Here is a 19,409-nt window from a genome sequence, read left to right as displayed (position 1 = left end):
GACCAGTCGGCCCAAAGGTCTCTCAAGTCAGCCGCGCGAAGGCCGCCTCCATAAGCGGCGACGAGGGATAGGCGGCAAAGCCCCCAAGCGCGATCGCGATCCCGTAAGGAATTTTCTTGGCCGTGAGCAAAAGCTGCGGGAAAGGAATGCCGCTCGCAAGGATCGTATCCTCCTGCTGGCGCAACAAAAGCACCGCGAGCGTCAGCACGCCGCCGAAGATCGAGACATAGAGCAGGAAGGCCGTCAACGACGACGTCAGGCCGAACCAGATGGCGCAGGCCGTCAGGAGCTTCGCGTCCCCGCCGCCCATCACGTTCGTCGCAAACAGGGCAAAACATGCGGCAAAGACTGCGGCGGCCGCGAGCACATGCAGGCCGATCTCGGCGAACCCCAAGCCGGACATTGGCGCCACCAGGAAAAAGGCACCAAGCAGGATCACCGAAACACGGTTCGGGATCGTCATCGTCAGCAGGTCGGAAAACGCCGCAAATCCCAGGCAAAAGGGAAAGACTACGAAAATGGCGGCTTCAGTCATATTCACGGCCTCCCGAAATCAGATGCACGCGATCTGAGATCCGATCGCAGGATCCATAGATACCGATGGAGCCGCCCTTTTCGGGGGCGGCTCCATCGTCGATCCGCTACGAAAGCTGGATCGTCACAGTTTTCCGGCCGTGCTCGTCGAAACCGTCGTTTCGACCCCGCTGAACGTGGCGTTAATCGCATTGCCGAGCGAACTTGCACCGACAATGAGCGCCACCGAGACGAGGGCGGCAATCATGCCGTATTCGATCGCGGTCGCTCCGGACTCATCCCGCAGCAAGCGGCAGAAAATCGACTTCATCGAAATCCCCTCCGTTCGAGGCGGTCAGCCCGATTACTTGGCTGCGGCGGTCGCAGCATTCGACATCTTGGTGCCGAGGCTGCTGAAGACGGAATTCAGCTGGTTGCCGAGGGTCGTTGCACCTGCGATCAGGGCAACGGAGATGAGCGCGGCAATGAGGCCATACTCGATGGCGGTCGCGCCGGACTCGTCCTTCATCAGACGGGCAAAAATCTTCTTCATGATGATTCTCCTACTTCACGTTTGTTGTTCAGCACTTCCGCCAACTGTTGCCGTTGATCGGATGAACCCCAAACTAGTCCTGGCGCATTGCCATCAACTTAAAGAAGGCGGTTACCTGAAGGTTAACGAAGCATCCCTGATTTTTGGGTAAACGAACAGAAAACGGCAAAGCCTCCGCAAAGCCTCGATAGCGTCGACTTAACGGTTCGTTCACCAAGACCAGTGAGTATGGCATGAACACCACCTAGGGACCCGCCATGACCACGCCATTCGCGACCGGCCGAGCCGCCATTTTCGCATTCGCGATCGCCGCCCTCGCCCCATCGGTTGCCGCTGCGGCCGAAAGCGACTTGATGCGTGTGTATATGGATCATGCGCGCGTATTGAAGCTCGACCGCCCGGTCAGCAAGGTCATCATTGGCAATGCCGAGGTGGCGGACGCGACGGTTGCGGATGCCCGTACGATCGTCATTACCGGCCGCAACTTCGGAACCACCAACTTGGTCATCCTCGATCAGGACGGAAACGCCATCGTCGACGAGCGGATCCTGGTGTCGATCGACGAAGGCAACACAGTGCGCGTCTATAAACAAACGTCCCGCACCGTGCTCTCCTGCACACCAAATTGCGAGCGTCACGCGGAACGCAAAACCACAGGTAGCACCAATTGATTTTTATGGGTTCGAAGCGCGTGATTCGTTAAAATACGCACCATCCCTGAGAACGAAATATCAATGGTTGCTCCATAATCTGCCGCCCGTCTGGCGTAACATGATGGGACGGCGCAATGAACATCGAGCAGGGCACAAGGCGGCCGAGTGCCGCCGAAAACGGGCGAAAAGGCATCTTCAGCCGCTTCCTTCGCAACCGCAAAGGCACGACGAGCATCGAGTTCGCCATCCTCGCGCTTCCCTTCTTCATGGTGATCTTCGCCTCACTCGAAACCTTCGCTGCCTTCTACGGCGACCAGCTCCTGGCGAATGCGACGGAGACGATGGCGCGCAAGGTCCGCACCGGTCAGATCACCTTCGAGCAGGGAAAACTGACCGATATGAACCAGGCTGAGTTCCGCCAGGCATTCTGCGACGAGATCTCCATCCTGATGAAGTGCTCGGCCACCGAAGCCGGCCAACCCTCGCAGTTCTATCTGGACGTCAGGGCGGTCAACGATCTCAGCAAGTTTCCCGTGCTGATCCCGCGGAAGGCCGATTCCACCGACATCGACACGGCCGACTTCAAGTTTGCTCCTGGCGGCCCCGGCTCCTTCAACGTGGTTCGCGCCTATTATCGCTGGAGCGTCTTCACGGACCTCGTCAGGCCGTTCATCACCAACCTGCGGCCCGCCGGCTCAAGCATGCCGAAGGACTATCTCATGGTGGCGACCGCCACCTTCCGCAACGAGAGCGAGTGAGGCGCCCCCGATGCCGTATTCCGCGTTAGAAATCCTGCGCCTCAAGCCAATCACCAAGGCCCTTGGTGCGCTGCGGCGCGACAGAAGCGGCGTCGGTGCGGTCGAATTCGCGATCGTCGCCCCGCTGCTGGTGATGGCCTATCTCGGCGCCTTCGAACTCTCGGTCGGTTTTACAGTTGCCGGCAAGACCGCGCGCGCCGCAAGCGCTACGGCCGACGTCGTCGCGCAGCAGACGGAAGTCAACAAGGCCTTCCTCGCCAACGTGCCGAACATCGCAAAGAGCATCCTGGCGCCCTACGGAAATGCCAACTACACGCTGAAGATCAGCGGCATCGCGGTCACGAACACCAATGAGGGCACGATCCTGTGGTCGCGCGATCAGGCAGGCGGCACACCCTATGCCGTCAATACCAAGGTCTCCCTGCCCGCCCAGTTCACAGCGACCAACTCCTTCGTCATTCGCACGGAACTGACCGTGCCGCACGAACTCCTGCTCTATGCGCCCAACCTTCAGGCGACGGCAAAGACCATCGATCTCTCCAAGACGGCCTACTTCCACGCACGCCTCTCCCAGCCGATAAAATGCTCGGATTGCTGATCAGACAGACATGCGACGCAATTGCATTGAGCAACGAGCGGCGCTATCCCTTCGAGATTGCGCGGGTGCCCTAGAGGGCGTGCCTGCGCTTTTCCGGAGGTTTCGGGCCGCGATCGCCGCGCGCCCGCTGTCAGGTGCATCATGGCGCGTGCCTTTCTATTCGTTCTCGATTCCTTTGGCATAGGCGGAGCGCCGGACGCCGAAGCCTTCGGCGATCTCGGTGCCAACACGCTTGGCCATATCGCCGAGTTCTGCGCTATCGGCGCTGCCGACCGGCCAGGTTTGCGCGAGGGCCCGCTCAGCCTGCCGAACATGTCCGCGCTTGGCCTGATCCACGCTGCAAAGCTTGCGACCGGCACCATTCCCCAGGGCATGCCGATGCCCAATCGTGTCTATGGCGCCTATGGCGCGGCGAGCGAAGTATCGCGCGGCAAGGACACGCCTTCCGGTCATTGGGAAATCGCCGGGACCCCCGTCATGTTCGACTGGGGCTACTTCTCCGCCGAAGGCGACGCCTTTCCGCCGGAGCTCGTCGAAGCGATCTGCCGCGAGGCCAACATTCCCGGCATTCTCGGCAACTGCCACGCCTCCGGCACCGACATCATCGTCCGCCACGGGGAGGAGCACATGCGCAGTGGCAAGCCGATCTGCTACACTTCGTCGGACTCGGTCTTCCAGATCGCAGCGCACGAGCAGAGTTTTGGCCTCGACCGCCTGCTCGAGCTTTGCCAGATCGTTCGCCGCCTGCTCGACGACTACAATATCGGCCGCGTCATCGCCCGCCCCTTCGTCGGCACGAGCCCGCAGACCTTTGTGCGCACCGGCAACCGGCGCGACTTTTCGGTGCTGCCGCCGGAGCCGACCATCCTCGACCGGCTGGTGGAGGCCGAGCGCTCGGTTCACGCTATCGGGAAGATCGGCGACATCTTCGCCCATCAGGGCGTGACCAAGCTGACCAAGGCCGATGGCAACATGGCGCTCTTCGATGCCAGCATTGAAGCCATCGACGAGGCCGAGGACGGAAGCCTGGTCTTCACCAACTTCGTCGATTTCGACATGCTCTACGGCCATCGTCGCGACGTTGCCGGCTATGCGGCTGCCCTCGAGGCCTTCGACGCGCGCCTGCCCGATCTCGACCGGCGCCTGCAGCCGGGCGACATCGTCATCCTGACGGCCGACCATGGCTGCGACCCGACCTGGCGCGGTACCGACCATACGCGCGAGCGCGTGCCGGTGCTGATGTTCGGGCCGTCCCTGCGCAGCCGCTCGCTTGGCATTGCCAATACCTTCACGCATATCGGCGAAACCGTCGCCAAGCATCTCGGCATCGCGCCGGGGCACCATGGGAGAAGCCTCATTTGACCGCACATCTGAAGAAGGCGGAACTGCATTGCCACATCGAGGGTGCGACGCCGCCCGAACTGGCTTTGGCCCAGGCCGAGAAATATGGCGTCGACACCAGCGCAATCATCCGCGACAAGGCCTATGTCTGGGAAGACTTCACCAGCTTCGTGAAATGCTACGACGCCATCGCCTCACTGTTTAAGACCGAGGAAGACTACGCGCTGCTCGCTGAAGCCTATCTGACCGAGCTTGCCGAAGCCGGCACGATCTATAGCGAAATCATCGTTTCGCCCGACCACGGCAACACGATCGGCCTGGGTGCCCACGCCTATCTCGAAGGTCTTGCCGCCGGAATGGAAGCCGCCCGGCAGAAGACTGGGATCGAATCGCGCATGCTGATCACGGGCATCCGCCATCTCGGCCCGGAATCGGTGATCAAGACGGCCGAATTCGCCGCCAGGCGCGAACACAAGCTCGTCACCGGCTTCAACCTTGCCGGCGAAGAGCGCATGCACAAGGTCGCCGACTTCGCGCGCGCCTTTGATATCGTGCGCGATGCCGGCCTCGGGCTGACGATCCATGCGGGCGAACTCTCGGGCGCCTTCAGCGTTCGCGACGCGCTCGACCACGTGCGCCCATCGCGCATCAGCCACGGTGTGCGGGCGATCGAAGACGCGGATCTGGTGCGGCGCCTCGCCGATGAGGGTGTAGTGCTCGAGGTCTGCCCCGGTTCCAACATCTCGCTTCAGGTCTTCCCCGATTTCGCGTCGCATCCGCTGCGGGCCCTGCACGAGGCCGGCGTGCGCGTCACGCTCAATTCCGACGACCCACCGTTCTTCCACACTTCGCTCGCCCAGGAATACGACATCGCCTCCGCGGTGATGGGCTTCAGCGACGATGAGATCAACGGCATGACCAGGACCGCGATCGAAGCGGCCTTTGTCGACGAGGCGACGCGCCAGCGGTTGCTGACGCGGATCTAGGGGTACAGGTCGCGATTTGCCGGCTGGGGATGACGGTCTCCGGTCGGCCAATACCCTTGCGGCGACGGCGCATTCCATGGAAAAAGGACGGATACAAAAAATCCGGAAAGGTGAGCCATGAACGGCGTTACAGTGATCGATCATCCGCTTGTGCAGCACAAGCTGACCATCATGCGCAAGAAGGAGACCTCGACTGCGGGTTTCCGCCGGCTTCTCCGTGAGATCTCGACGCTGCTCTGCTACGAGGTGACGCGCGATCTCGAACTGACGATGGAGCGCATCGAAACGCCGCTGCAGGAAATCGACTCGCCGGTCCTCGAAGGCAAGAAGCTTGTCTTCGCCTCGATCCTGCGCGCCGGCAACGGGCTGCTGGAAGGCATGCTCGAACTCGTGCCTTCAGCCCGCGTCTCCCATATCGGCGTCTATCGCGACCATGAGACGCTGGAGGCGGTGGAATACTACTTCAAAGCACCGGAGAGCCTGTCAGAGCGCCTGATCATCGTCGTCGATCCGATGCTTGCCACCGGCAATTCCTCGATCGCGGCGATCGACAAGCTGAAGGAGCGCGGCGCCAAGAACATGCGCTTCCTCTGCCTGCTCGCCGCACCTGAAGGCATCCGCAATTTCCAGAGCGCGCACCCGGACGTACCGATCTTCACCGCCTCGATCGACAGCCACCTGAACGAACTCGGCTACATCATGCCCGGTCTGGGTGACGCCGGCGACCGCATGTACGGCACCAAGTGATTTTCAGATCCTTAACCAGGATCTGAAATCGATGAGAAAACCGCCGGATCCCGGCGGTTTTTTTATGTCGTCTTAGGCATCATCGGCTCTACTTGCACGAGCATAAGTTAGATTGAGAGGTGATGTCCATGCTCGTCCGTTTGCTGACATTGGCCGGCGCTGCGGCAGTCGCGGCCATCTTGGTCCCGAACCTTGCGACCAGGTTTCTGTCCCACGCAGACAACGGGAAGACCACACAGGAAGCTGCAGCCCCGCCGACGACCACCGCGAAATACGCGATGGGGCGCAGCGTCGTGCTCGACGCCGACGACAGAGGCCATTTCATTGGCACCTTCCGCATCAATGGACGAACCGAACGCGGACTGGTCGATACCGGCGCCAGTGCGATCATTATCAACTTTTCAACCGCAAGGCGGCTCGGGATTTCGGCGAGCACGCTCGACTTCGCCGCGGCACGTGTCAACACGGCCAATGGCATCGTCGGGGCAGCGCCGGCGGTCCTCAGCCGAATCGAGATCGGCGGCATATCGGTGCGCGACGTTCAGGCGCTGGTGCTTCCGGACAAGGCGCTCTCGGGGACTCTGATCGGCATGACCTTCCTGAACCGGCTGTCCTCTTTCCGTGTCGAGGACGGCGACCTGCATCTGGTCAGGTGATTTTCGCGAGGATCGGGGACCTCGTCTCCGGCTCGACCTCATCGATCGTGTAGAGTGCCAAAAGGCGTCGCCGGGCCGCTTCCGCCGCCTCCTGGTCTGCCGCGTGAACGAGGGCGATCAGATCGCCCTTCTCGACCCGCGTGCCAAGCGGCTTCAGCGCGTCGAAACCCACGCGGTGATCGATCCTGTCGTCTGGATGCGAACGCCCGCCGCCGAGCGCGATGACGGCCAAGCCCAGTTCCCGCGTCTCGCAGGCGGCGAGATAGCCGGACTGCGAGGCTTCGACCGGCAGAATGACCGGCGCACGTCCGAGATAGGCGACCGAGCGCTCGATGAAATCCGCCGGGCCACCCAGCGCATGTACCATCTTCCCGAACCGTTCCAGCGCCGCTCCGCTGCCAAGCACTTTGCGCGCCTGGGCTTCACCCTGTTCGGCATCGCCGGCAACGCCGCCGGCCACCAACATTGCGGCGGCAAAGGCGAGCACGACGGTTTCAAGCCGCGTTCCCTTCTTCTCGCCTCGAAGGAAAGCCAGGCAATTGTCGATCTCCAGTGCATTGCCGGCCGCGTCTGCCAGGGGCTCGTTCATGTCGGTCAGGAGTGCGGAGGTGCGAACGCCGGCGCCATTGGCAACGTCGACCAACGAGCGCGCCAGGATCTCGGCCTCACGCGCATCGCCCATGAAGGAGCCGTTGCCGAGCTTGACGTCCAGCACCAGCGACTGAAGGCCGGCCGCGAGCTTCTTCGACAGAATCGAGGCCGTGATCAGCGGTACCGAATCGACGGTCGCAGTGACATCGCGGATCGCATAGAGGCGCTTGTCGGCAGGCGCGAGATTAGCGGTCTGGCCGATGATGGCGCAACCGATCTCGTCGACCGTCCTGCGGAAGACACTCGCCGACGGCTGGATATCATAGCCGGGTATGGATTCGAGCTTGTCGAGCGTGCCGCCGGTGTGCCCGAGCCCGCGCCCTGATATCATCGGCACGGCGAGCCCGCAGGCGGCAACGATCGGCGCCAGCATCAGCGAGACGTTGTCGCCGACACCGCCGGTCGAATGTTTGTCGGCTATGGGTCGTCTGATGGTGCTCCAGTCGAGTGTTTCGCCACTATCGCGCATCGCCAATGTCAGAGCCACGGTCTCCTCGCGGCTCATGCCGGAGAACCAGATCGCCATGGCGAAGGCGGCGACCTGCCCTTCGGAGATCGAACCATCCGACAGGCCGCGAACGAAATCCGCGATCTCGGCCGGGGCGAGGTGCTCGCCGTTGCGTTTGCGCCTGATGGTTTCCTGCGGAAGCATCGTCACCCGCACACCGCGTCGGCCGCGATCATGTCGGCGAGGATCGCGGCAAGCCGCTTGCCGCCGATCGGCGCCATGTCCTTCGTCTCGTGATGGCTGATCTCGCCACCGGTCATGCCGGCGCCGAAATTGGTGATCACAGAGGCGGCAACGACGCGGAGGCCGAAGAAGCGCGCGAGGATGACTTCCGGAACCGTGGACATGCCGACCGCATCGGCGCCAAGGATGCGCGCCATGCGGATCTCCGCCGGCGTTTCGAAGCTCGGTCCGGAGAACCACATGTAGACGCCGGCGAGAAGCGGAATGCCGAGGCGCTCGGCGCTCTCCTGCATTCTTTCCGCAAGCTCGGCATCATAGGCATTGGTCATGCCGACGAAGCGATCGTCGCTGTCGACGCCGATCAGCGGGTTGAAGCCCGAATAGTTGATGTGGTCGGATATCCGCATCACCGATCCCGGCGGCAGATCGTCCCGCAGCGATCCGGCGGAATTGGTCAGCACCAGGCATTCGATGCCGAGCGCCCTAAGGGTTTCGAGCGGGACGCGCATCGCATTGGCGTCGCCCTGCTCGTAGTAGTGGACACGACCTGACAGCATGACAACAGGCACGCCCGAGAGCGTTCCGGCCACAAGTTCGCCGGCATGGCCGGAGACGCTGCTGACCGGGAACCCGGGGATCTCGGCGTAGGAGAGGCGCAACGTCTCGTCCAAAGCCTCGACCAGAGAACCGAGGCCAGAGCCGAGCACGATGCCATAGCGTGGAGAGAGGCCCCCGAGCCTGGCCTTCAACAGTTCAGCGGCCGCGGTCATCCGAGAATCTCGGTCTCGAAGCTGTGCGGCAGCAGGTCCGACAGTGCCAGGGTCTTTTTCACGCCGGTCTCGTCGCACAGGAAGATGCGCGTGCTGGCGCCGGAGAACTCCGCCAGCCGCTGGCGGCAGCCGCCGCAGGGCGGGCAGAGCGCCAGCTTCTCGGCAATGACGGCGACTTCCATGATCTTGCGCTGGCCGGCCATGACCATATGGCTGATCGCGGTGGTTTCGGCGCACCAGCCCTCGGGGAAGGACAGGTTCTCGATGTTGGCGCCGGTATAGATCTTGCCGTCCTCGGCGCGGATCGCCGCGCCGACCGGAAACTTCGAGTAGGGCGCATGCGCCTTGGCCATTGCGTCACGCGCGGCTTCGAACAGTTCCTTTTCCATGGTTCTAGCGCTCCTTGACATAGGGGACGCCGCCGGCCTTCGGCGGAATGGCCTTGCCGATGAAACCGGCAAGCAGGATTACGGTGAGGATATAGGGCAGCGCCTGCATCAACTGCACCGGCACCTGGCCGATCAGCGGCAGCGGATTGCCCTGCAGGCGGATGGCGAGCGCATCGAGGAAGCCGAAAAGCAGGCAGGCGAGCATGATATTGAATGGCCGCCACTTGGCGAAGATCAACGCTGCCAGCGCGATATAACCCTTACCGGCGGTCATGCCCTTGACGAAGCCGGCGGTCATGGCCAGCGACAGATAGGCACCGGCAAAGCCGCAGAGAATGCCGCAGCAGATGACGGCGCGATAGCGCATCCAGATCACCGAAATACCGGCTGTGTCGACCGCGCCCGGGTTCTCGCCGACCGCGCGCAGACGCAGCCCGAAGCGGGTGCGGTAGAGGATCCACCAGCTGATCGGCACCATGGCAAAGGCGACATAGGTCAGGATGAAATGCCCGGAAAGCAGGTCCGAATAGATCGGACCGAGGATCGGGATTTCGCGGATGCTGTCGGCATAGGGGAAGGTGATCGTCTGGAAGCGTGCGCCTTCGCCGAGTGCCGGCGTGCGGCCGCCCTGGCGGAACCAGGCCTCGCCAAGGATGACGGTCGAGCCGGCGACGATGAAGTTGATCGCGACACCCGAGACGATCTGGTTGCCGCGCTGGGTGATCGACGCATAGCCGTGCACCAGCGACAGCGCGATCGAGATCAGGATGGCAGCAAGCAGCCCCATCCAGACCGACTGGGTGACGGCCGCAACAGCGCCGGCGGCGAAGGCAGCACCAAGCATCTTGCCTTCAAGGCCGATGTCGAAGATGCCGGCGCGCTCGGTGAAGAGCCCTGCCAGCGCCGCGAAGATCAGCGGAACGGATACGCGGATGGTGGACTCGAGGAGCACCACGATGACGTGGAAGAAATCCATGGCCTCAAGCTCCCTTGGTCTGTGCCACGACGGCCGCACGGCGGCTCTGCGTCGCAAACAGCCGGGCGATCGCCGGCCTGAACATGTTTTCGAGTGCACCGGCAAAGAGAATGACGAGACCCTGGATGATCACGATCATGTCGCGCGAGATCGACGGCATTTCGAAGGAGATTTCGGCTCCGCCCTGGTAAAGCATGCCGAAGAGAATGGCGGCCGGGATGATGCCGGCCGGATGCGAGCGGCCCATCAGCGCCACGGCGATGCCGACGAAGCCTGCGCCCTGCACGAAGTCGAGCTGCATGCGCCCCTGCTCGCCCATGATCGGATTGAGCGCCATCATGCCGGCAAGCGCACCGGATATCATCATGGTGATGACGGTGATGCGGCTTTCGCTCATGCCGGCGTAGCGCGCGGCCGAAGGGCTGTGGCCCATGGTGCGCATTTCATAGCCGAGCTTGGTGCGCCAGATCAGAAGCCAGACGCAGAAGGCCGCGACCAGCGCCAGCAGGAACGAGACGTTGAACGGCGCCGTGCCGATATCCAGCCCGAAGATCGCGAGCAGCCAATCGAGCTTGGGCAGTTGCCCGCCTTCGGCGAAGGTGCGCGTCTGCGGCGACATCGAGCCGAGCGGCTTCAGCACCCGAGTCAACAGGTAGACCATCAGGCTCGAGGCGATGAAGTTGAACATGATCGTCGTGATGACGATGTGGCTGCCGCGCTTGGCCTGCAGCCAGCCGGGCAGGAAGGCCCAGGCGGCGCCGAAGAAGGCGGACCCGAGGATCGCCAGCGGGAACACCACGAACCACGGCATCGTCTGGTCGAGCCAGAGGCAGGCAAGCGCCACGCCGATACCGCCGACATAGGCCTGGCCTTCGCCGCCGATGTTAAAGAGGCCGGCATGGAAGGCGACTGCGACGGCAAGACCGGTGAAGATGAAGGTGGTGGCGTAGTACAGCGTGAAGCCGAGATATTCGCCGCGGCCGAAGGCGCCGTTGATCAGGTGATAGGCCGCTTCCAACGGATTTTCACCGACGAGCAACACGACGAGACCGGCGACGAGGAAGGCAACAGCGAGGTTGACCAGCGGGACGAGGCCGTATTCGACCCAGCCCGGAAGCTTAGCATAGGGGGTGCTCATTCTGCGGCCTCCTTGCGGCCTTCAACGCCGGCCATCAGCAGGCCGAGTTCGCCCTCGGTCGCATCCGGATCGCGCTCGCCGACGACACGGCCGGCAAACATGACGAGGATACGGTCCGACAGGGCGCGGATTTCATCGAGCTCGACGGAGACCAACAGGACAGCCATGCCCTGGTCGCGCATCTCGATGATCCGTCTATGGATGAACTCGATGGCGCCGACATCGACGCCGCGCGTCGGCTGGCCGATGATCAGCACATCGGGCCCGCGCTCCATTTCACGCGCCAGCACGATCTTCTGCTGGTTGCCGCCGGAGAAATTGGCGGTCTTCAGCCGCGGATTCGGCGGGCGGATATCGTATTCAGCGATGCGCTGCTCTGCGTCCTTGCGGATCGCATCGACGTTCAGGAAGACGCCGTTGAGGTAACGCTTGTCGTGATGATAGCCGAGGATCGCGTTTTCGCATTCCTCGAACTTCAGCACGAGACCGACATGGTGGCGGTCTTCCGGCACGTGGGCGAGACCACGATTGCGCAGTTCGGAGGGGTCGGCGCGGCCGGTAACGTCGATCGGCTTGCCGTTGAGAAGCACGGAGCCCGACACGGCGCGACGAATGCCCGAAATCGCTTCGAGCAGCTCGGATTGGCCGTTGCCGGCAACACCAGCGATGCCGACGATCTCGCCCGCCCTCAGGTTGAAGGAGACGTTGTCGACCATGGTGACGCCGCGGCCGTCCTTGACCGTCAGCCCCTCGACCGCGAGCTTCACCTCGCCGGGCTTGGCCTCGCCCTTTTCGACACGCAGCAAGACGCGACGCCCGACCATGAGTTCGGCAAGCTCTTCGACCGAGGTTTCAGCCGTCGTGCGCGTTGCTACCATCTCGCCGCGGCGCATGACCGACACCTCGTCGGTGATCGCCATGATCTCGCGCAGCTTGTGGGTGATGAGGATGACGGTCTTGCCCTGGTTCTTCAGCTGTTCGAGCACCCGGAAGAGATGGTCGGCCTCAGCCGGCGTCAAGACGCCGGTCGGCTCGTCGAGGATCAGGATATCGGCCCGGCGATAAAGTGCTTTCAGGATCTCGACGCGCTGCTGCAGGCCAACGGGCAGTTCCTCGATGACGGCATCCGGATCGACTTCCAGCGCGTATTCGCGCTCCAGCCGCTTCAGCTCGACGCGCGCCTTGGCAATACCTTTGTTGAGGATCTGGCTGTCCTCGGCGCCGAGCATGATGTTTTCGAGCACCGTGAAGTTCTCGACCAGCATGAAATGCTGGTGGACCATGCCGATGCCGGCGGCGATCGCCGCATTCGGATCGCGGATCGCTACGGGTTTTCCGTCGACGAGGATTTCACCGCTATCGGCCTGATAGAAGCCGTAGAGGATCGACATCAGGGTCGATTTTCCCGCACCGTTTTCGCCGATGATGCCGTGGATCGTCCCTTTGCGGACTTTTAGATTGATGTTCTTGTTGGCGTGGACCGGACCGAAACTCTTGTCGATCCCACGCAGTTCGATGGCAATATTGTCCATATTGGCCTTGCGATCCCCAAACTGGCCCGCTTCGGCATTCTTCCCAGAAACCGTGCCGGCGATTTTTTTACCATTTGGTCTAAGTTTATCATCGATTTTTCGGGGCGAAAGCCCTCAACCGTGATCTCCTTATACTCTCATCAGATCGCTGGTGAGAGTCCAGCGTGAATATACACAGGCACTTGGACGCGAAAAACCGGCGACAACGGGTGCCGCCGGTCCTTCATCTTGGGATTATTTGGTGGTTCTCAGACGGCTCGCACGGGCCGAAGCAGCCTGAGGGCATTCATCGTGACGAGAACGGTCGCACCGGTGTCGGCGAGGATCGCCGGCCAAAGGCCGGTAACGCCGATGATCGTCGTCACCAGGAAGACCGCCTTCAGGCCAAGCGCAATCGTGATGTTCTGAACGATGTTGCGCATCGTCGATCGGGAGAGCCGGATCATCGCCGCGACGTCGCCGACACGGCCGTGCAACACCGCCGCGTCCGCCGTTTCCAGCGCCACATCGGTGCCGCCGCCCATGGCGATACCGATGTCGGCCGCGGCCAGCGCCGGCGCGTCGTTGATGCCGTCACCGATCTTGGCGACGTTGAAGCCTTCCGCCTTCAGTTCGCGCACGATACGTTGCTTGTCCTCGGGCAGGAGTTCCGCACGGACCTCCATGCCGAACTGGCGGCCGATCGCTTCGGCCGTGCGGCGGTTGTCGCCCGTCAGCATGACGACGCGGAGGCCGGCGTCCGTGAGCGCCTTCACACCCGCGGCCGCATCCGGCCGAGGCTCGTCACGCATGGCAATGGCACCGGCCATCACGCCACCGGCGACCAGCACAGAAACGGTTTTGCCCTCATCGTTGAGAGCGGCGACGCGCGCCTTTTCGTCGGCCGTCATCGGCGTCCGCTCGGCTGCGGCCTTCGGCGAACCGAAGAACAGCGCGATGCCTTCGACGGTGCCTTCCAGCCCCTTGCCGCCCACCGCATTCACAGTGGCGATATTGGGGATCGCAACGCCATCAGCCGTGCTGCGCTCCAGGATGGCCCGGGCAAGCGGGTGGCTCGATCCCTGCTCCAGTGCTGCGGCAAGACGCAGGACCTCCGCCTCCGACCGGCCGAAGCCGACGATATCCGTCACCTTCGGCTTGCCTTCGGTCAGCGTTCCGGTCTTGTCGAAGGCGGCGGCCGTGACCTTGCCGACATTCTCAAGCACAGCGCCGCCCTTCATCAGCAAACCGCGACGGGCGCCGGCCGAAAGGCTGGCGGCGATCGCTGCCGGTGTCGAGATGACCAGCGCGCAGGGGCAGCCGATCAGAAGGATGGCAAGACCCTTGTAGATCCACTCGTCCCAGGAGCCGCCGGAGAGAAGCGGCGGCAGCACCGCCACAAGCGCCGCGACGACGACGACACCCGGCGTATAGTAGCGCGAGAAGCGGTCGATAAAGCGCTCGGTCGGCGCCTTGCTTTCCTGGGCTTCCTCCACCATGCGGACGATGCGCGCAATGGTGTTGTCGGCAGCGGCGGCCGTGACCCGCACGCGCAGCGCGCCGGAGCCATTGACGGTGCCCGCAACCACAGTGTCATCGACTTCCTTGCGCACCGGCGTGCTCTCGCCGGTAACCGGCGCTTCGTCGACGGCACTTTCGCCGGAGAGAATGACTCCGTCAGCCGGAATGCGGTCGCCGGGGCGAACGAGAATGACGGCGCCCACGCTCAGCGTTTCGGCCGGAACCTCATCCAGCCGCCCATCGCGCTCGACGAAGGCGGATTTCGGAACGAGCGCCGTCAGCGACTGGATGCTGGCGCGCGCCTTGCCGGCGGCCACGCCCTCCAGCAGTTCACCGACCAGGAAGAGCAGGACGACCATTGCCGCCTCTTCCGTCGCGCCGATGAAGACCGCGCCGATCGCGGCGATCGTCATCAGCATCTCGATCGAAAACGGCGTGCCCATGGTCGCAGCGACAAAGGCGCGCCGCGCAATCGGCAACAGGCCGACGAGCATGGCGAGGGTAAAGATCCAGGGCTCGGTCGCCGGGATCGTCTTGCCGACCGCATAGGCGGCAATCAGCGCCAGGCCGCTGGCAATCGTCAGCTTGCCCTTGCCCGACTTCCACCAGGGGCCGCTCGTCGGGCCGTGGTCATGACCGTGAAGGCCCATCGCTGCCGCGACTGTCTCGCCCTTCTGGCTGGCGTTACCCTCGTGATGATGGGCGTGCTCATCGTGTCGATTACCATGATCATGGTCATGGTCATGACTGTGATCGCCGTGATCGTGGTCGTGGTTATGGTCATGATCGTGTCCGGAGCAGACATGCGCCGCTTTCCGCTCCGACGCCTGGCCTGCCTGGATCGGATGCAAACGATAGCCGAGCTTTCCGACCCTGCTCACAATCGACGTCGCAAGATCGTTTTCGTCGGCAAACTTGACCGACATGGTGCCCGCCGACACAGAGACCGATACGTCCTCGACGCCCGACAGCCGGCGCACCGCCGTATCGATCTTGGACGCGCAGGACGCGCAATCCATGCCCTCGACGCGATAACGGGCTTCCCGAATAGTGCTCGCCATAACCTGCTCCTTGCAAATTCTGAAGCAAGGCTACGACCTCTAGCAACTAGAGCTACAAGGCCAAATTGCTGCGTGATTGCAGATTTTTTGGCGAATTATCGCGACAGGAAGCGGATGACCCAGTCGGCAATGCCCCGATAGGGCGGTTTCACCAGGTCGCTCGGCGCCGGATCGAGTTTCCTCAGCACCGGCATCGCCTTGGAGAAGGTCAGGAACCCGTCGCGCCCGTGATAGTGGCCTATGCCGCTGGCGCCGACGCCGCCGAAAGGCAGGTCGTTGCAGCCGAACTGGTAGAGCGTGTCGTTGACGCAGACCCCGCCGGCGACGATGCGTGACAGGACGGCCTCGATTTCAACGTTATCGCGACTGAAGCAATAAAGTGCCAACGGGCGGTCGCGATCGCGCACATAGGCGATGGCTTCGTCGATGGAAGCGTAACTGACGATGGGAAGGATGGGCCCAAAAATCTCCTCGCCCATGACGGCGCTGTCGTGGTCCGGATCAAGCACGAGCGTCGGCAGCAGGACGCGTTCCCGCGCTATCGCGTCTGCTGCCCCTTCGAGAAGGGAAACCACCGGATGACCGCGCGCCTCGGCATCCGCAATGAGCCGCTTCAGGCGCTCGTACTGGGCGTCGTTGATGATCGACGTGTAATCGTCGAGACCACGCTTCGACCGATAGCGCGCCACAGCCTCCCGTTTGAGCTGCTCCACGAAAGCATCCCGCCTGCTCTCATGGATCAGCACATAGTCGGGCGCGATACAGGTCTGCCCGGCGTTGAAGAACTTTCCGGTCGCGATGCGCGCAGCAGCCTTGGCGAGGTCTGCGGCTTCGCCGACGATCGCCGGCGATTTGCCGCCGAGCTCCAGCGTGACAGGTGTCAGGTTCTGCGCGGCCGCCGCCATCACCTTGCGGCCGACGGCGGTCGAGCCGGTGAAGAACAAGTGATCGAAGGGAAGGGCGGAGAAGGCTGCCGAAAGCTCGGCGGCCCCCAGGGCAACAGCCACCCGTGTCTCGGGAAAGACTTCGGCAAGCAGCGAGCGAAGGAATTCCGCGGTGCGCGGCGTGTGTTCGGACGGCTTCAGGTACACGTGGTTACCGGCCGCGATCGCCGCCACCAAGGGGGCAAGCGCCAGGTTGACCGGGTAGTTCCACGGCGAAATGATACCGACGACACCGAGCGGCACGAAGCGCACTTCGGCCTTCGCCGGCCATAGCTTCCAACCGGCCTTGCGTCGTTCCGGCCGAACCCAGTGTTTGAGCTTCGCCAGCGTGTGGTCGATCTCCGAGAGTACGACACCCCCTTCGCCAAGCAACGTCTCATGCCGGGCGCGATGACCAAAATCCTCTTCGATCGCCTCGCACATCTCCTCCATGCGGTCGCGCAGGCGGTCCCTGAGCCGGTTCAGGTCCGCACGGCGTTGTTCGACGGACGGCCGGTTGTCGCGCCAGGTCGTGCGTAGCCCGTCGAAAGTGGCATGGAGACCTGCGGGGTTGTCAGTGGCTATGGTCATCGGTCGAGCGGGCAAAGAACCATTGGGCTGCGTAGTAGGTGCCAAGCACCCAGAGCGCGTTGAAGGGGATCGCGAAGCGGAAGCGGCCATAGGCGAGTATGCTGTCACTGATCAGGAACAACAGGCCGCCATAGGCGGCGAGCCGTGCCGCCGTTGCCCGGGGCGTTCCCGAAAGCTGTCGGGCGCGGGAAATGGCCTGAGCCGCCATTGCTCCAAGCGCCAGGGCGTAGATGATGACGGGAATGCGCATTTCGTCAGGAAGTGAGATCCAGAGCCCACCGACAACGGCGAGCGCAACGAGGGCAAAGGCCGCGAAGATGCCTTTGCTTTCGGCAAACTTGGCATCACGGGTGAGTGCGTAAATATAGGTGCAATGGGTCAGCAGAAAGCAAACGAGGCCTGCCAGGAAATAATCACCCGGCAGCATAAGAAAGACATCGCCGGCCGCCGCGAAGACGAGACCGATAGCAACGGCCCAGGCATAGGCGCTGGGTGTTTCAGAGATCGTTCGCAACACCACGACGAGAAGCAGCAGCGTCGCCGTCGGCTTCGTCAGATAATGCAGCCAGCGCCAGGGAGAATCGTCGGGGGCGGCAAGCAGGCTGCCGAGGATCGCCAAAGCGGCGCAGACGAAAAAGAGCACGTGGACGGGCCGGCTTCGGTGAACGTCCAAGGTTCCCTGATAACTCATGTCGCGCCACTCCCGCCCTAAGGCCGCGTTTCGACTCTGTTCCGGTCACGGCGATAGTTTCTATTTTTGCGCGATTGTCCAGCGGGGGCGCGCGGGCATATCGAGCAACACTACACTCCTGACGGACTATTGCGGACATCGCTCCGCTGGTGAACCGTCCGAAGCGCGGCAGGATTGCCCTTTCGCCGGCGGCTGGCTCATAGTGCGTTCCATGATCGCCCATTCCGCCAACGGGCCACAGCCAAGATCGGCCCCCGAACTCTTGCTGCTGCACGCATTGCCGCTCGACAGTTCCATGTGGGCGGAGCAGATGCATCTGCTGCCAGGCGCAACCCATGCCCCGACCCTCTATTCTTCGGGAGAGACGATTGACGCATGGGCGCGGGCCGCACTCAAACCGCTGAAGGGCGACAATATCATCGTGGTCGGCTGTTCCGTCGGCGGATCATGCGCGCTCGAGGTCGCGACCATCGCACCGCAACGGGTCTCGGCGCTGGTGCTGATCGGCACGAAGGCCAGGCATCATCCCGAACCGACTTTCCATGCCTCTGCGCTCAGGCTGATTGACGAAGAAGGCCTGGAGGCTGCCTGGTACTCCTATTGGGCGCCGCTGTTTTCCCGCACCGCCAGCACGGCAACGGTCGACCGGGCGAAGGAAATGGCGTTACGATCCTCGGCGGCGGAGATAGCAAGGGGCGTTACCGTGTTTCATACGCGGCCGAGCCGGGATCACTGCCTCTCGACGTTTCCGGGGCCGATCACGATCGTGTCCGGAGCGGACGACGTCGCTCCGGGGCCTAGCGCGAGCGCCTTGCAGGCCGCAGCCGCGATCGATGGCCGTTTGCACGTCCTCCCGGCTTGCGGCCATTATGTCCCACTGGAGCGTGCGTTTGCGCTGAATGCCATCCTGGCGGACGTGATCAGATCTCAGGAAGTCGCCTAAATTGGACGCTTGCGGCTTAGCAGGGGAATGCTTTCGGCGGTTCAAACGTCAAAAAGCCCGCTGGATTTCTCCATGCGGGCTTTTTTTGATTTGGTTGCGGGGGCAGGATTTGAACCTGCGGCCTTCAGGTTATGAGCCTGACGAGCTACCGGGCTGCTCCACCCCGCGCCAAGCGTAAATCCCGATGGGATTTATCGCGGTAACGTAAATCCCGAAGGGATTTATGGTCTGTGCCGAGCAAATTGCGAAGCGATTTGTCTCGTGTAAGGGACGCACTGATGACTTCGGTCTAGCAAAACAAAAGGGCCGCTTGAGGGCGGCCCGTGTTTCGGCTGGGCCGAGGCATGAAGAGAAGGTGATCTTTGTTTTCCGGATTTTCTTGCGCTTTGCAGACCTGGCAGCGACCTACTCTCCCGCGTCTTAAGACGAAGTACCATCGGCGCTGGGGCGTTTCACGGCCGTGTTCGGAATGGGAACGGGTGCAGCCACCCCGCCAGAACCACCAGGTCGGCAAAGCGCAAGATTTGCGTCTAGCGGACGCAAACCGGATTGAGAAGCTGGTGAGTTGGTCGAGCCAACTCGTTTTGTTTTGAACACGTCGCTCATCTGAAGATGAGCATGAGCAATGGGAACGATCAAGCCAATCGAACGATTAGTACTGGTAAGCTTCATGCGTTGCCGCACTTCCACACCCAGCCTATCAACGTGGTCGTCTTCCACGGTTCTCAAGGGAATACTCGTTTTCAGG

The 19,409-nt window shown here is 62.6% G+C and carries 20 protein-coding genes, 1 tRNA gene and 2 rRNA genes; 8 read left to right on the top strand and 15 right to left on the bottom strand.

What is annotated here, in order from left to right:
- Nucleotides 1–22: 22 nt before the first annotated feature.
- The 3 genes from IB277_RS14960 to IB277_RS14950 all read right to left on the bottom strand — a co-directional run bounded on the left by IB277_RS14960 (nucleotide 23) and on the right by IB277_RS14950 (nucleotide 1,066).
- Complete coding sequence (locus tag IB277_RS14960; protein WP_090296116.1) at nucleotides 23–535, bottom strand: prepilin peptidase; 513 nt, start codon at nucleotides 533–535, stop codon at nucleotides 23–25.
- Nucleotides 536–658: 123 nt separating this feature from the next.
- Entirely contained in the window at nucleotides 659–844 is a 186-nt protein-coding gene (locus IB277_RS14955; RefSeq protein ID WP_060580518.1) for a Flp family type IVb pilin, read from the bottom strand.
- A gap of 33 nt (nucleotides 845–877) precedes the next feature.
- Nucleotides 878–1,066 carry a Flp family type IVb pilin gene (locus IB277_RS14950; protein ID WP_090296113.1) on the bottom strand — a complete coding sequence of 63 codons (189 nt, stop codon included), beginning with the start codon at nucleotides 1,064–1,066 and terminating at the stop codon, nucleotides 878–880.
- Between the two features lie 257 nt (nucleotides 1,067–1,323).
- Here IB277_RS14950 and IB277_RS14945 point away from each other — a divergent pair, with 257 nt between their 5' ends.
- The 7 genes from IB277_RS14945 to IB277_RS14915 all read left to right on the top strand — a co-directional run bounded on the left by IB277_RS14945 (nucleotide 1,324) and on the right by IB277_RS14915 (nucleotide 6,805).
- Nucleotides 1,324–1,737, top strand: coding sequence for a pilus assembly protein N-terminal domain-containing protein (locus tag IB277_RS14945; RefSeq protein ID WP_090296111.1), 414 nt, complete (start codon nucleotides 1,324–1,326; stop codon nucleotides 1,735–1,737).
- Nucleotides 1,738–1,853: 116 nt separating this feature from the next.
- Nucleotides 1,854–2,477, top strand: coding sequence for a TadE/TadG family type IV pilus assembly protein (locus IB277_RS14940; RefSeq protein ID WP_090296109.1), 624 nt, complete (start codon nucleotides 1,854–1,856; stop codon nucleotides 2,475–2,477).
- Between the two features lie 10 nt (nucleotides 2,478–2,487).
- Nucleotides 2,488–3,075, top strand: coding sequence for a TadE/TadG family type IV pilus assembly protein (locus IB277_RS14935; RefSeq protein WP_090296106.1), 588 nt, complete (start codon nucleotides 2,488–2,490; stop codon nucleotides 3,073–3,075).
- A 141-nt stretch (nucleotides 3,076–3,216) separates the two neighbouring features.
- A complete protein-coding gene (locus IB277_RS14930; protein ID WP_090296104.1) occupies nucleotides 3,217–4,437 on the top strand; it encodes a phosphopentomutase in 1,221 nt (406 codons plus the stop codon).
- Complete coding sequence (locus IB277_RS14925) at nucleotides 4,434–5,402, top strand: adenosine deaminase (RefSeq protein WP_090296100.1); 969 nt, start codon at nucleotides 4,434–4,436, stop codon at nucleotides 5,400–5,402. Before IB277_RS14930 ends, IB277_RS14925 begins: the two co-directional genes overlap by 4 nt.
- A gap of 117 nt (nucleotides 5,403–5,519) precedes the next feature.
- Nucleotides 5,520–6,149 carry a uracil phosphoribosyltransferase gene (gene upp, locus IB277_RS14920; protein WP_034805105.1) on the top strand — a complete coding sequence of 210 codons (630 nt, stop codon included), beginning with the start codon at nucleotides 5,520–5,522 and terminating at the stop codon, nucleotides 6,147–6,149.
- 128 nt (nucleotides 6,150–6,277) lie between these two features.
- Nucleotides 6,278–6,805, top strand: a complete 528-nt coding sequence (locus IB277_RS14915) for a TIGR02281 family clan AA aspartic protease (RefSeq protein ID WP_089043333.1) — start codon at nucleotides 6,278–6,280, stop codon at nucleotides 6,803–6,805.
- Here the strand turns inward: IB277_RS14915 and deoA are convergent.
- The 9 genes from deoA to IB277_RS14870 form a co-directional block, all read right to left on the bottom strand.
- Nucleotides 6,798–8,114, bottom strand: coding sequence for a thymidine phosphorylase (deoA, locus tag IB277_RS14910; protein WP_192371310.1), 1,317 nt, complete (start codon nucleotides 8,112–8,114; stop codon nucleotides 6,798–6,800). The two genes, IB277_RS14915 and deoA, sit on opposite strands and share 8 nt — an antisense overlap.
- On the bottom strand, nucleotides 8,111–8,917 hold the full coding sequence (locus tag IB277_RS14905) for a purine-nucleoside phosphorylase (RefSeq protein ID WP_060580511.1): 807 nt from the start codon (nucleotides 8,915–8,917) through the stop codon (nucleotides 8,111–8,113). The genes deoA and IB277_RS14905 overlap by 4 nt, the downstream gene beginning before the upstream one ends.
- Nucleotides 8,914–9,306 (bottom strand): cytidine deaminase, encoded by a 393-nt coding sequence (locus tag IB277_RS14900; RefSeq protein ID WP_034805117.1) that lies wholly within the window; start codon nucleotides 9,304–9,306, stop codon nucleotides 8,914–8,916. The genes IB277_RS14905 and IB277_RS14900 overlap by 4 nt, the downstream gene beginning before the upstream one ends.
- Nucleotides 9,307–9,310: 4 nt before the next feature.
- Nucleotides 9,311–10,282 carry an ABC transporter permease gene (locus IB277_RS14895; protein WP_043622808.1) on the bottom strand — a complete coding sequence of 324 codons (972 nt, stop codon included), beginning with the start codon at nucleotides 10,280–10,282 and terminating at the stop codon, nucleotides 9,311–9,313.
- Between the two features lie 4 nt (nucleotides 10,283–10,286).
- The gene (locus tag IB277_RS14890) at nucleotides 10,287–11,420 is read right to left on the bottom strand and encodes an ABC transporter permease (protein WP_060519393.1); all 1,134 of its coding nucleotides are present in this window, start codon (nucleotides 11,418–11,420) and stop codon (nucleotides 10,287–10,289) included.
- Complete coding sequence (locus IB277_RS14885; RefSeq protein WP_034805126.1) at nucleotides 11,417–12,952, bottom strand: ABC transporter ATP-binding protein; 1,536 nt, start codon at nucleotides 12,950–12,952, stop codon at nucleotides 11,417–11,419. The genes IB277_RS14890 and IB277_RS14885 overlap by 4 nt, the downstream gene beginning before the upstream one ends.
- A 248-nt stretch (nucleotides 12,953–13,200) precedes the next feature.
- A complete protein-coding gene (locus IB277_RS14880; protein ID WP_110818584.1) occupies nucleotides 13,201–15,513 on the bottom strand; it encodes a heavy metal translocating P-type ATPase in 2,313 nt (770 codons plus the stop codon).
- A gap of 95 nt (nucleotides 15,514–15,608) precedes the next feature.
- Nucleotides 15,609–17,021 (bottom strand): coniferyl aldehyde dehydrogenase, encoded by a 1,413-nt coding sequence (locus IB277_RS14875; RefSeq protein WP_371813618.1) that lies wholly within the window; start codon nucleotides 17,019–17,021, stop codon nucleotides 15,609–15,611.
- Nucleotides 17,011–17,718 (bottom strand): lysoplasmalogenase, encoded by a 708-nt coding sequence (locus IB277_RS14870; protein WP_090296093.1) that lies wholly within the window; start codon nucleotides 17,716–17,718, stop codon nucleotides 17,011–17,013. Before IB277_RS14870 ends, IB277_RS14875 begins: the two co-directional genes overlap by 11 nt.
- A 211-nt stretch (nucleotides 17,719–17,929) precedes the next feature.
- Between IB277_RS14870 and IB277_RS14865 the strand changes: the two genes are divergently transcribed.
- Nucleotides 17,930–18,661 (top strand): alpha/beta fold hydrolase, encoded by a 732-nt coding sequence (locus tag IB277_RS14865; protein ID WP_162731793.1) that lies wholly within the window; start codon nucleotides 17,930–17,932, stop codon nucleotides 18,659–18,661.
- Nucleotides 18,662–18,752: 91 nt separating this feature from the next.
- Here IB277_RS14865 and IB277_RS14860 read toward each other — a convergent pair.
- From IB277_RS14860 to IB277_RS14850, 3 genes are all read right to left on the bottom strand, one after another.
- A tRNA-Met gene (locus tag IB277_RS14860) sits at nucleotides 18,753–18,829 on the bottom strand.
- 224 nt (nucleotides 18,830–19,053) lie between these two features.
- Nucleotides 19,054–19,168 (bottom strand): 5S ribosomal RNA (rrf, locus tag IB277_RS14855).
- 124 nt (nucleotides 19,169–19,292) lie between these two features.
- Nucleotides 19,293–19,409: ribosomal RNA gene (locus IB277_RS14850) — 23S ribosomal RNA — on the bottom strand; the annotation flags it as partial.

Origin of the sequence: Ensifer sp. ENS07 (genome assembly GCF_014852185.1) — a bacterium.
Taxonomy (GTDB): Bacteria; Pseudomonadota; Alphaproteobacteria; order Rhizobiales; family Rhizobiaceae; genus Ensifer; species Ensifer adhaerens.
This window is presented reverse-complemented; position numbering and strand designations above follow the sequence as displayed.

Bases quoted from the DNA above. Each gene is read 5' to 3' on its own strand.
- IB277_RS14960 (WP_090296116.1), bottom strand. From the start codon at position 535: ATGACTGAAGCCGCCATTTTCGTAGTCTTTCCCTTTTGCCTGGGATTT.
- IB277_RS14955 (WP_060580518.1), bottom strand. From the start codon at position 844: ATGAAGTCGATTTTCTGCCGCTTGCTGCGGGATGAGTCCGGAGCGACC.
- IB277_RS14950 (WP_090296113.1), bottom strand. From the start codon at position 1,066: ATGAAGAAGATTTTTGCCCGTCTGATGAAGGACGAGTCCGGCGCGACC.
- IB277_RS14945 (WP_090296111.1), top strand. From the start codon at position 1,324: ATGACCACGCCATTCGCGACCGGCCGAGCCGCCATTTTCGCATTCGCG.
- IB277_RS14940 (WP_090296109.1), top strand. From the start codon at position 1,854: ATGAACATCGAGCAGGGCACAAGGCGGCCGAGTGCCGCCGAAAACGGG.
- IB277_RS14935 (WP_090296106.1), top strand. From the start codon at position 2,488: ATGCCGTATTCCGCGTTAGAAATCCTGCGCCTCAAGCCAATCACCAAG.
- IB277_RS14930 (WP_090296104.1), top strand. From the start codon at position 3,217: ATGGCGCGTGCCTTTCTATTCGTTCTCGATTCCTTTGGCATAGGCGGA.
- upp (WP_034805105.1), top strand. From the start codon at position 5,520: ATGAACGGCGTTACAGTGATCGATCATCCGCTTGTGCAGCACAAGCTG.
- IB277_RS14915 (WP_089043333.1), top strand. From the start codon at position 6,278: ATGCTCGTCCGTTTGCTGACATTGGCCGGCGCTGCGGCAGTCGCGGCC.
- IB277_RS14905 (WP_060580511.1), bottom strand. From the start codon at position 8,917: ATGACCGCGGCCGCTGAACTGTTGAAGGCCAGGCTCGGGGGCCTCTCT.
- IB277_RS14900 (WP_034805117.1), bottom strand. From the start codon at position 9,306: ATGGAAAAGGAACTGTTCGAAGCCGCGCGTGACGCAATGGCCAAGGCG.
- IB277_RS14895 (WP_043622808.1), bottom strand. From the start codon at position 10,282: ATGGATTTCTTCCACGTCATCGTGGTGCTCCTCGAGTCCACCATCCGC.
- IB277_RS14890 (WP_060519393.1), bottom strand. From the start codon at position 11,420: ATGAGCACCCCCTATGCTAAGCTTCCGGGCTGGGTCGAATACGGCCTC.
- IB277_RS14885 (WP_034805126.1), bottom strand. From the start codon at position 12,952: ATGGACAATATTGCCATCGAACTGCGTGGGATCGACAAGAGTTTCGGT.
- IB277_RS14880 (WP_110818584.1), bottom strand. From the start codon at position 15,513: ATGGCGAGCACTATTCGGGAAGCCCGTTATCGCGTCGAGGGCATGGAT.
- IB277_RS14870 (WP_090296093.1), bottom strand. From the start codon at position 17,718: ATGAGTTATCAGGGAACCTTGGACGTTCACCGAAGCCGGCCCGTCCAC.
- IB277_RS14865 (WP_162731793.1), top strand. From the start codon at position 17,930: ATGATCGCCCATTCCGCCAACGGGCCACAGCCAAGATCGGCCCCCGAA.